The organism is Mesorhizobium sp. YR577, assembly GCF_900116595.1.
GTDB lineage: Bacteria > Pseudomonadota > Alphaproteobacteria > Rhizobiales > Rhizobiaceae > Mesorhizobium_M.
The window spans coordinates 60,109-70,914 of the sequence record NZ_FPBI01000016.1; the positions used below are offsets into that span (position 1 = coordinate 60,109).

Below are 10,806 nucleotides of genomic sequence, written 5' to 3' on the forward strand. Positions count from 1 at the left end.
TGGCGGCATTTTAGACGCCTGCCTTTTTCAACCGTGCCTTCGCCCATTTGAACATTGGCAACAGCAGCAGACCGGCCGAAAGCAGCAGAAAGACGACCGAAATTGTGCTGCTGGCAAAGATGCCGATATCGCCATTTGACATGATGAGCGAGCGGCGCACATTCTGTTCCAGGATTGGCCCCAGCACCAGTCCAAGAAGAACGGGAACGGATGGGTAGCTGAATTTGCGGAACAGATATCCGAGTAGCCCGAACCCCATAGCCATGCCGAGATCGAAGAAGGAGTAATTGACGCTGAATACGCCGTAGACGACGATCCCCAGCACGATCGGGAAGAGATAAGCGGCGGGGATAAAGACCAGCGAGGCGAGGATCGGCGTGAGCAGGATGGTGAGCACGACGAGCATCAGGTTGCCCGTGTAAAAGGTTCCGATCACCGGCCAGATAAAGTCCGGATTCTGCTCGAAAAGCAGAGGGCCGGGCTGAAGGCCGAGCATCAGCAGTCCGCCCAGCATTATCGCGGTGGTTCCCGAACCCGGAATGCCGAGGGTAAAGAGCGGTATCATGGCCGCATAGGAGGCCGAATTGTTCGCGGCTTCAGGGGAGGCGATGCCCTCGGGAGCCCCTTTGCCGAAGTTTTCGGGATGGTGCGAAATCTTCTTCGAGAAAGAATAGGAAAAAATCGTTGCCGCCGTTGCGCCGGCGCCCGGCAGCACGCCGACGACGAAGCCGATGACTGAGCCGACGATCAGGTCCTTCCATGTCTTGTACATGTCGCTGATGCGCGGCAGAAGCGCCCTCAGCGTATAACGCGCGCGGGCGACCTTGGGCGCGGTCTCATTCACGCTCGCCAGGATTTCCCCGACGCCGTACATGCCGATTGCGATGACGGTAAACTCGATGCCCTCCAGCAGTTCGAAGGTACCGAAGTTGAAACGCGGCGAACCGCTGACGATGTCGAGCCCGACCGTGCCCAGCCACAGTCCCAGGCCGAGAGCCGCAAAACCCTTAGCCCTGTCTTCTCCACCGAGAGACGTGGAAAAGATCAGCGTCATCACCATGAGCGCGGTCATCTCGATTGGCCCGAAGCGCAGGGCGAATTCGGCGAAGGGTGCAGCGATGGCGGTGAACAGTAATATGGAGATGAAGCCGCCGACAAAGGAGGCGAAGGTGGCAATGCCGAGGGCGCGCCCGGCTTCACCGTTTTTCGCCATCGGGTAGCCGTCAAGCGTGGTCATCATGGCCGCGCTCTCGCCGGGAATGCCGAGCAGGATCGAGGTGACCGCGCCGCCGTACATGGCGCCATAGTAGACGCCAGCCAGGCCAGCGACGGCCACTGTCGGCTCGAAGGACACAACAATGGGAAGCAGGATCGCAAGGGCGGCTGGCGGTCCCATCGCCGGCAGCACCCCGATGGCAAGGCCCAACAAGACACCCAGCAAGGTGGCTAGCAGCATGGGGCCGCTGGTCGCCACCGAAAGGCCAAATAAGAGATCAGAAAAGATTTCCATTTCCGGTCCTCTATCAAAAGAACCCGCGCGGCATCGGAACGCCGAGGGCCTTGTCGAAGATCGCCCACGCCAGAAGCGTGAACGTGATTGCGGTGCCTGCGCCAACGCCGAGGCGCGCCAGCCTGAAATCGGGCGCAAGCGCCAGGAAACAGGCGAAGACATAGAACGGGGTGAGCGCGATCATGCCCACGTAAGGTGCAAGGACGATGAACAGCGCGGTGACACCAATAAGGACGGTGACACGAAAGACCTCTACACGGATTCCAGGTCCGGCGGCATTCCCGGCACCGTCCTCGTCGAGAATCTTGCTCTCGCCACCCTTCACCTTTGAAAAAAGGGAAGTACCGGTGCTGACCAGGATCAGGGCACCCGCGATCGCGGGAAAGAAACCGGGTCCGGTTATCGTGCTGGAAAGGATGCCGTAGTCATAGGATCGCCACAGGAGGAACACGGCAAACGCCGCAAAAAGCGATGTGAAGAGTTTTTCGGCCGTAAGCACTCGCACTCGTACCTCCCGATGCGTGTTGCATGTCGATGTGCTCCGCAATCCGGCGAATGGCTGCGCCAATCGCATCGGCCTCCCGGAGCACATCGGATGCGCTATTTCTGAATGGTTGTTAGATAATCGGCGTAAAGCTTGCTGATCTCGGGTACCCGGCGGGCGAATTCGTCCGCATCCCAATAGAGCGGCACAGAGTTGTTACGCTCCACATACTGGGTTTTCCAAATATCGCTTTCTGAAACCTTCTTCATCACGTCTTCCCAGAATGCGATCGCCTCTGCCGGCATATCCTTTGGCATCACCACGCCGCGATAGAGCATCAGTTCGATGTCCGAACCGAGCTCCTTGAACGTCGGCACGTCGGGCAAGGAAGCAAGTCTTTCCGGCGAAGTCACTGCGATCGGCCTCAGGCGGCCCGCCTCGATCTGAGCCATGACTTCAGAAGCGTTCCCGAATTGCAGATCGATATGTCCACCCAGAAGAGCGGTGGTGACTTCGCCGTCGCCGTTGAAGGGAACTGGGCGGACCTCGATGCCAAGTTCGTTGCCGAGCGAAACCGCCAACAGTGCAGGGTCGGTTACCGGGCCAGTGTTGCCGATGCGCAGCACCTTCTTGGACTTGATGTCATCCAGCGTCGCGATGCCCGATTTGGCTTCCACCACGAGAATGAACGGATCTCCCGCGATAACGGCGATGGGCTGGAAGTCCTCCACCTTTGCAGGCGACTGACCCATTAGCGGCGCGACAAAGAAGCTCGTCGCGATAGTGCCCATGACATAGGGGTCGCCTTTGCGCTGCGCCACGTAGTTGTAGGCGATGGCGCCGCCGCCGCCGGGCTTGTTTTCGACAAGCATCTGCGTGGAACTTAGTTTCCCTTCATTGACGATCCGCGCGATGGTGCGGGCAATTATGTCCGAACCGCCGCCGGGCGAAGACTGCACGATCAGCGTGACGTCCCGCTCGGGATAATCGGCTGCGATGGCGCAAGTGGCGAAGAGGCCGCAGGCCGCCATGGCCACGGCAAATATGGATTTACGCATTAGTTTCCTCCCAAAGGTCTTATCGCCGGGGCAGCGCGTCACCACCGGCGGGTTCCTGCACTAGTTATTCCGTTTGTATTCCTTAATGATCCCGTCTTTCGGTTCGAGGCCGAAACCGGGTTTCTGCGACACGTTCAACCAGCCTTTGTCCGGCTGTGGAACCTCCTCGAAGAGCGCGTTGTAGGTCATCCACTTATGGAAGTGATACTCCACAAGGCCGCCATTCAGAACGCCAGCATGGAGGGCGATGTTGTGCGGGCCGTTGCCGTTACCATGGCTGAGCGGCACATTGTAAGCACGGGCCTGGGCTGCGATTCTCAGGCTTGCGGTAAGCCCGCCGTCATTGTTGATGTTAGGCTGAAGATAATCGACAGAGCCCGCTTCCAGATAATCGCGAGCCTTGTAGTGCTCGTTCTCGGCGGCGGCGACGCGAATGCTAGTCTGGCTGCGCAGATGCGCTAGATTTCGCGGCTCGTTATAGTGGACGGGTTCCTCGATGAAGTTTATGTCCAGCTTTTCACATAGGTTACATAAGCGCACCGCATCGGGAAGGGTCATGCGCAGATTGCCATCCATCGACAGCTTCACGTCCGCACCGACGGCCTCGCGCATCGCCGCCATCCTATGGTAATCGTCGATGGGGTCGGGGATCGCTTGGCGACCGACTGTGTTTTTCAGGTGTGTATAGCCGAGCGAGACGAGATGGGCCGCCTCCGCGGCCAGTTCTTCACGGCTATAGACCGGCGCCCCGTCATAGGCAGCGCCATGTGTGATATAGACCGGCACACGGTCGCGCGCGCCGCCAATCAGATGGTGTACCGGCCGACCGACCGCTTTTCCCTTAATGTCCCAGCACGCGATGTCGATCATCGCCATAGCTGAAATAAGCACCCGGCCCAACGGCCGCTCCCATGTATGGCGGTCGAAAAGCTGCGGTATACGCTCTGTGCGGAACGGATCAACGCTTTCCTCGATAATGCGGGGCGCAAGGTATTTCTCGATCAGTTCGATCGCGACCGGATGTGTATATCCGCTCGTCGCCCAACCGATGATGCCGTCATCCGTTTCCATTTCGAGGAGGAGGGCACCTTCCGTGTTGGGTCGATCACGATAGGGTGGCGGGGCGATCGGAATACCCTTCAGGTCGTGAATAGAGATTCTTGCAATCCGCTGCCGAGGCGTTGCGACAGAAGTTTTGTAAAGCATGGTTTCGTTGAGCATCATGGCCTCCTACGTAGGCACAATAGCGATATCGCGCCCTCAGAAAATTGAATTAATCTTCGGGATTAATCAGAAATTGTGGGAGATGGCCCGCTCATTTTTCTACGAAGCTGCGGCCGCGCAGGTGAGACGCGATGACCTACTCAGGTCGTATGCCCTATCGCTCAATGTCTCCGAAGGCGTGCTTCATCGGTGAAAAGATTGAAGGCGCTTGATACGTTGTCCGGCGGCGCTGCGCTGGACAGCATTTCGGCAAGCCAACCCAACTCAGTGAGGGCCGCACTTGCCGAGCAAGTCGGCAGCTACGAGAAAGCCCAGAGCCGCTACATTAACCCACATGACTTGAACCCACATGACTTGCGCAACCTTCGCGGGCCGGGACGGGCGGGGCGATATGTCAGCGCAGAGGGAGAGGGGGGAGGGGGCTTTCGCGGTGGGTTGAGGTGGTCGGAGAGAGGCTCCGGCCGGCCCGCTACGGAGAAGCGACATGGCAAAGGCCATTCAGAAAATCACCCTCGATCGATCTGACGATATTCCCTTCGACAAGCTCGAACTCTCGCAGAAGAACGTTCGCAACATCAAAGCGGGCGTTTCCATTGAGGAACTTGCCAACGATATCGCCCTTCGGGGGCTTCTTATGAGCCTGAACGTCCGGCCGATGCTTGGCGAGGAGGGCAAGGAAACCGGCCACTACGAAGTCCCCGCTGGCGGCCGGCGCTACCGCGCGCTCGAACTCCTGATCAAGCAAAAGCGCATGGCCAAGACAGAGCCGATCCCTTGCATCGTCAAGCGGGGCGGCGCCACCTCGCTCGAGGACGATTCACTCGCCGAAAACGTACACCGCCTTCAGCTCCATCCACTCGATCAGTTCAGGGCGTTCCAGACCTTGCACCTCCAGGGCCTCGGGGAAGAGGAAATCGCTGCCCGCTACTTCGTCTCGGTTTCGACGGTGCGCCAGCGACTGCGGCTCGCTTCGGTCTCGCCGCGTCTGCTCGACCTCTATGCGAGCGACGAGATGAAACTGGAACAGGTGATGGCCTTTTCCATCACCAACGATCACGTTCGTCAGGAGCAGGTCTGGGATACGGTCTCGCGGTCGCATGTCCGGGAATCCTATTACATCCGCCGGCTCCTCACCGAAACGGCGGTCCGCGTCGCCGATCGCCGTGCGGTTTATGTTGGCATCGAAGCTTACGAGGCAGCAGGTGGTGTCATCATGCGCGATCTGTTCGAGCAGGATCAAGGCGGGTGGCTCCAGGATCCGGCGCTGCTTGAGCAGCTCGTGTTCGACAGGCTGAAGACCGACGCCGAGGCGCTGAAGACGCAAGAAGGCTGGAAATGGGTCGATGCCGCGCTCGACTTCCCCTATGGCCACACCTCCGGTCTGCGCCGCTTCTATGGCGAGCGAGCTGAGGTCTCCGCGGAAGAGCTTGACCGGTACGACAAGGTGAAGGCGGAATACGATAAGCTCGATGCGGAATACGCAGAGGCGGAAAACTATTCCGAGGAAACGGAAACCCGTATCGAAGAACTCGGCAATGAACTCGATCGGCTGAATGACCGGCCCTATGTCTTCGACAGGCAAGACGTCGTACGCGGCGGCGCCTTCATTTCGTTGAGCGCCAGCGGCGAGCTGAAAATCGAGCGCGGATTCGTCCGGCCCGAGGACGAGCCCGTCGTCGACGTCGATGAGCGTGATGCCGGCGATCACGATGGCGGCGCAGATGATGCCGTCGCGAGTGCGACGACGGGCGGCGTCTCGGTCAACGGTAAGTCGGTCGCGGTCGAGTCGCCGGAACAGGAGGACGACAGAGTTCGACCGATCTCCGACCGCGTTATCGAGGATCTGACGGCAACCCGCACCATTGCAATGCGGAACGCGCTCGCTAACGATCCGGTCATGGCCTTCGTCGCCGCCCTCCACGTTTTCGTCCTGAAGACCTTCTTTGTTTATGGCTCGGACTCGTGCCTTGAGATCACGCTCCAAAGCGCGAAATTCAGCCAGACGCAGGATCTGGGCGAAACGGTCTGGGCGAAGGAGATCGAGGAGCGCCATGAGGTATGGGGTCACGATCTCCCCAAGGATGCCAGCGAGGTCTGGGACTACCTGGTCGCCCTTGACGAGGCCAGCCGGCAGGCGCTGTTCGCCCATTGCGTTTCGCAGTCGCTCAATGCCGTCGTTCAGGCTTGGAACCGCCGGCCCGCGGCGATCGCCCATGCCGAGCAACTTGCCCGCTCGATCGCCTTCGACATGGTCGAGGCAGGGTGGGTGCCGACGGTCGACAACTATCTCGGCCGAGTGACGAAGGCACATATCCTGCAGGCGGTTCTCGAAGCGAAGGGCGAGCAGTCGGCGCAACTGATCGACCACCTCAAGAAGCCCGACATGGCGCGCGAGGCCGCCCGGCTGCTGGAAGGCAGCGGATGGCTGCCCGAGCCGCTGCGGTTCGCCGTCGATCAAGCCCCTGTCGAGATCGCTGACCATGCGGACGACGGCCCCATCGAGGGCAGCACCGCGGCAGCATCCGATGTCGATCTGCCGGCATTCCTGGCTGAGGATGTCGAAGGGGAGGGCGTCTCTCCCGAGGATGTCGACGCCGGAGAGCAGCGTAATCTCGACGCTGCGGAATAACCGGGCTCAACCCGCTCAACCAAGGCCCGGACCCTATGCCGGGCCTTCCTGGTTTAGGACAAGGAGAATAAGCATGTCAGCATCTCACATCTTCGACATCGCGCATACGAGCCCGCCATGCATCACCCTGCATGAGGGCAAATTCGACGCCGGCGGCGTCATCCTCGTGACGGTCATGCGCACCTAGGGATCGACAGCGATCTGAACTTCCGCATGCTGAAACGACCCGAGCCGGGTCAGGTCTCGGTCGTTTCGAAAATCGGCGATAACGTCGAATTGCTGCATCTCGCCAACAACCGCGAGATGGCCGAGCTTTGGCTTGCGAAGGCCGGCTATAGCCGTGCTCGCCTTGAAGATGTCCGCGCCGTCACCGGCGTCGGGCGACCTTCCTCCGCGACCGAGGCGCAGAGCCACGTAGCCTGACGCTAATCACCCCTATCCATCCAACACAACCCGGCCGCGCCGGGCTCCTTTATTTCAGGAGACTTCATCATGAGCACCATGGTTCCCACTTCCCGGCCGGTATCCAGTGGCTTCAAGGTCGATATCTCGCGTGGCGAGCGTATTGGCCGCGTGTCGTCAGAATGGTTCTCGCGGCCTGACGACGAACGTTATCTGTCGCTCCCCGAGCTTCACCAAGCCGCCAAGTCCCGAGCCGATCATGCCCGTACCCGGACCGTCGAAAGCTCGACGATCCGCGTGGAAGCGACTAGGGACAATGCCGAGCGTCTCGCCCTTATCGTGCCCGGCGAACGGCAGCCGCTGGCGCCCACGCATTGGAGTTATGGGCAGCTTTGCAGCCTGGTCGGCGCTCCTTCGAACTACATGCGCCAGCTGCCCGCGCCGCTCGCGGCGATCAATCTGCAGCACGGTCTTCTCAACCACCGCGCCGAGCTGGTGAAAACGCTCGAGATGGATGACGGTCGCGTCGAACTGAGGGCGGTTACGGGGCCCGAGTATGGCCGCATATGGGATCATGAATTGATCTCGGCCGTGATGAACATTGCCGGCAATGGGACGGGCGACACGATCTGGAAGGTGCCGGGCGTTCTCGACTGGTCGACGATGACCCACAATCCGTTCGTCGACGTCAGCAAGGAGACCACGACGCTCTATGCCAGCGACCGCGATGTGTTCGTGTTCCTCGTCGACGACACACATCCAATCGAGGCAGGCCGCCTCCCGAACGGCGAGCCTGATTTATATTTCCGCGGCTTCTATGCCTGGAATAGTGAGGTCGGGTCGAAAACGCTAGGAATTGCGAGCTTCTATCTCAGGGCCGTGTGTGCCAACCGCAATTTGTGGGGCACGGAAAATTTCGAGGAAATCACCATCCGACATTCAAAGTTCGCGGCGCAGCGTTTCGCTCATGAGGCCGCGCCTGCACTGGCAAACTTCGCCAATTCCTCGCCCGCGCTTTTCATCGCCGGGATCCGCGCGGCGCGCGAACGCGTCGTCGCGCGTAACAACGAGGACCGCCAGGCCTTCCTGCGTCGACGCGGGTTCTCCAAAGCCGAAACTGGCAAAATCATTGAGACGGTATTATCCGAAGAAGGGCGGCCACCGGAGAGTATATTCGACTTTGTACAGGGGATCACTGCACTCGCGCGTGGCAAGGACCATCAGGACACGCGATTAGAACTCGAAGGCAGGGCCAGGAAGCTGCTCGAAAGCGCCGCCTGAGTGCCAACAGAAATTTCCTTACCGTCCCCATGCCGTCGTTCGGTCGCCACCCGCACGACGGCACTTATTTGTTTGCAGGAGGCCCAGCCATGGATGAATCTGACATCATTTATAAAAACGGCGTCTTCCGGTTCGGCCAGGGACGTCGGTTGGCCTCGGCATCGCGATTGCCCCGTACGCCCATCTGGCAAAGTAGATAGTCAACAACTGGGGACCACGTAAGAAGTCACGCCACGGTATCGACGGGTTCCTGCTTTGCCTTGGATCGGGCTATGAGGCGTCCGTCCTCCCGGCGCCATCGACTGCTTGTTCGACCGAAACGTGATCGGCTGTGGCCGCCTTCAGGTCGACGTTGCCCTAGATCATGCGCGCCTTCCGTGACAGGCACGCCGTTCTTGACCTCAACCACGAACGGCTTTTTCTGGCTTCATGCGGCCCAACGCTGGCGATGACCATAGTTCCGGCCTCAAGGCAGTCTCGGCATTTCCCCCTCCGCCACCCTCCAGACCCAGGGTGTGATCTCCGGCCTTGCGTCGGTCATGTCCGCGAGCGCATGCTCGTAGTTCTCGCCGGCCCCCGTGGGCACGATGAACATAGCGATCGGGGCGGGTTTCTGCTCCGGCAGCATCACCGATACAATCGGCTGGTCGCGCGATAGGTTGAAGCGCAGCCCCTTGACGCTCTTGCGCTTGACAACGCTCAGCTTCGCCAGCAGTCGCAGTTCGTCGATGGTCTCAAATGGGATCCAGTGCTCGGTGACCACCATCAGCGCTATCTCTTCGACCGAGGCGATGCCAGCCGCCGAAATTCCGAACGTGCAGATCATGATCAGATGGGAGGCTTCGTTCGAACGCCAAAGCTCCAGCTCGGCTTCATGGCGTGCGGCCAACCTTCGCGATGCGCCCTCCTCAACCATCAGCGGAAACGGCAAATGCCGCACACTGATCCTCTGCCCCTCCCGCGCCGGCGCAAACTCCTTCACCTCGGCCACCATTAGCATCAGCTTTCGCGGTCCGGGTCCCGTCGCCTGAATGCCTTTAAGCGCCGCCGCTCGCCGGGCAGCGATGCCATCCTTGTCCTTGGGATAATACACCTCCGGCACATACAGCATGTCGCTCAAGGAACCGCCCCTTGCCGTCATCTGCCCCGCCGCGTTGAGAAGGCTGTTGCGAACCCGACCCCAACCCCGCTTGCCCGCCCAAACGGACCGCCATTCCGACAGTTCGCCCGTCTCCCACAGATAATGCAGCGTCGCTCGCAGCGACAGTTTCTTAGCTTCGCTGCGAATGTTCGGCTCGGCAGGTTCCGCCGGAGCGCCCGGTCCCGACCGCGGCCCTCTTTTCGTTAGGGTGAAGTCCAGCTTCAATTCGGCCCTGCCGCTGGCATCGATCTGGATTGCGTTGCCGATCAGGGGTCCGAGACCGGATAGCTCGTATGGCTGTTCATAGGCAGGACAGACGGCGTCATGCTCGCGGCCCGACAGCGGCATGCGTTTGATCAGATACTGACCTTCCATGCGGGCGATGTACATCGGAACTGGTGGTTCCTTGCAAAGGCACAGCGGTCGAAGTCGCTGCTGATAGGCATGCGGCAAAGCCTCCGGGAGCTCGGGTGAGGTTTCATCCAGAACCCGTTCGCCGATCTTGAATCTCCGCATCCTGTCCTCCTCATCTTTCGGCTGTAAGGGTGCTTTCCGCCGATTGTTTGGAGAAGGTTGTAGCATGGACATCAAGCGTTATACTATCAGAAATCAGACGGTATAACCGCGTCAGTGGCCGGCGGCCAAGGGGCAGGGCGCGCCGCGAGACGAAGAGAGCGGCCGACAGGGCATCGGAGGGATAGGAGCCGATGGCCGCATCCTGATGTTCTTCGAAACCAACAGCGACGAGGTATTTATCGACGGTGTGGTGACCGAACTGCCGGAGCCGCGTGCTCCGCCAATCCATTCCCAATTTCCCCCAACCAGGCCCGGGCTCCAAATGGAGCGCCGGGCTTTCCGCATTTTAGGAGAGCATCATAACCACGCCCGCAATCGAGCATTCTCGTCCGGCCGCCCCGGCCCGTTCCTGAACTTCCGGTCCGAGGTCGTGCACCTGATCTGTTTCGCAATCGTCTTCTGGGATTGCCCCGGTGACACGCTCTACGAAGACCGGCACACGTCCACCGGCTGAGCGCGGCGGAAGCCGCCGGCTGGATTAGCCGCGGTGGCAAGGCGCTT

The 10,806-nt window shown here is 60.2% G+C and carries 9 protein-coding genes; 4 read left to right on the top strand and 5 right to left on the bottom strand.

Annotation, left to right across the window (positions count from 1 at the left end; all coding sequences use genetic code 11):
• Positions 1-10: 10 nt before the first annotated feature.
• The 4 genes from BM413_RS22135 to BM413_RS22150 form a co-directional block, all read right to left on the bottom strand.
• The gene (locus BM413_RS22135; protein ID WP_091916981.1) at positions 11-1,510 is read right to left on the bottom strand and encodes a tripartite tricarboxylate transporter permease; all 1,500 of its coding nucleotides are present in this window, start codon (positions 1,508-1,510) and stop codon (positions 11-13) included.
• 13 nt (positions 1,511-1,523) lie between these two features.
• Positions 1,524-2,015: a tripartite tricarboxylate transporter TctB family protein gene (locus BM413_RS22140; protein ID WP_175544400.1), complete on the bottom strand. Its 492-nt coding sequence runs from the start codon at positions 2,013-2,015 to the stop codon at positions 1,524-1,526.
• Positions 2,016-2,110: 95 nt separating this feature from the next.
• Positions 2,111-3,097 carry a Bug family tripartite tricarboxylate transporter substrate binding protein gene (locus BM413_RS22145; RefSeq protein ID WP_244537959.1) on the bottom strand — a complete coding sequence of 329 codons (987 nt, stop codon included), beginning with the start codon at positions 3,095-3,097 and terminating at the stop codon, positions 2,111-2,113.
• Positions 3,098-3,112: 15 nt separating this feature from the next.
• The gene (locus BM413_RS22150) at positions 3,113-4,273 is read right to left on the bottom strand and encodes a mandelate racemase/muconate lactonizing enzyme family protein (RefSeq protein ID WP_244537960.1); all 1,161 of its coding nucleotides are present in this window, start codon (positions 4,271-4,273) and stop codon (positions 3,113-3,115) included.
• Positions 4,274-4,760: 487 nt separating this feature from the next.
• Between BM413_RS22150 and BM413_RS22160 the strand changes: the two genes are divergently transcribed.
• The 3 genes from BM413_RS22160 (at position 4,761) to BM413_RS22170 (ending at position 8,588) form a co-directional block, all read left to right on the top strand.
• Positions 4,761-6,905: a ParB/RepB/Spo0J family partition protein gene (locus BM413_RS22160; RefSeq protein WP_091916990.1), complete on the top strand. Its 2,145-nt coding sequence runs from the start codon at positions 4,761-4,763 to the stop codon at positions 6,903-6,905.
• 213 nt (positions 6,906-7,118) lie between these two features.
• A complete protein-coding gene (locus BM413_RS33215) occupies positions 7,119-7,328 on the top strand; it encodes a hypothetical protein (protein WP_175544401.1) in 210 nt (69 codons plus the stop codon).
• A gap of 69 nt (positions 7,329-7,397) precedes the next feature.
• Positions 7,398-8,588, top strand: coding sequence for a DUF932 domain-containing protein (locus BM413_RS22170; protein WP_091916992.1), 1,191 nt, complete (start codon positions 7,398-7,400; stop codon positions 8,586-8,588).
• A gap of 466 nt (positions 8,589-9,054) precedes the next feature.
• On the opposite strand, the gene BM413_RS22175 is transcribed toward BM413_RS22170, so the two are convergent.
• Positions 9,055-10,245 (bottom strand): DUF1173 domain-containing protein, encoded by a 1,191-nt coding sequence (locus BM413_RS22175; RefSeq protein WP_091916994.1) that lies wholly within the window; start codon positions 10,243-10,245, stop codon positions 9,055-9,057.
• Between the two features lie 205 nt (positions 10,246-10,450).
• Here BM413_RS22175 and BM413_RS33670 point away from each other — a divergent pair, with 205 nt between their 5' ends.
• Positions 10,451-10,759 (top strand): hypothetical protein, encoded by a 309-nt coding sequence (locus BM413_RS33670; RefSeq protein WP_244537961.1) that lies wholly within the window; start codon positions 10,451-10,453, stop codon positions 10,757-10,759.
• Positions 10,760-10,806: the final 47 nt, after the last annotated feature.

Excerpts from the sequence above, each read along its gene's own strand:
- BM413_RS33215 (WP_175544401.1), top strand. The coding sequence starts at position 7,119 with ATGCTGAAACGACCCGAGCCGGGTCAGGTCTCGGTCGTTTCGAAAATC.
- BM413_RS22170 (WP_091916992.1), top strand. The coding sequence starts at position 7,398 with ATGAGCACCATGGTTCCCACTTCCCGGCCGGTATCCAGTGGCTTCAAG.
- BM413_RS22160 (WP_091916990.1), top strand. The coding sequence starts at position 4,761 with ATGGCAAAGGCCATTCAGAAAATCACCCTCGATCGATCTGACGATATT.
- BM413_RS22135 (WP_091916981.1), bottom strand. The coding sequence starts at position 1,510 with ATGGAAATCTTTTCTGATCTCTTATTTGGCCTTTCGGTGGCGACCAGC.
- BM413_RS33670 (WP_244537961.1), top strand. The coding sequence starts at position 10,451 with ATGTTCTTCGAAACCAACAGCGACGAGGTATTTATCGACGGTGTGGTG.
- BM413_RS22150 (WP_244537960.1), bottom strand. The coding sequence starts at position 4,273 with ATGCTCAACGAAACCATGCTTTACAAAACTTCTGTCGCAACGCCTCGG.
- BM413_RS22175 (WP_091916994.1), bottom strand. The coding sequence starts at position 10,245 with ATGCGGAGATTCAAGATCGGCGAACGGGTTCTGGATGAAACCTCACCC.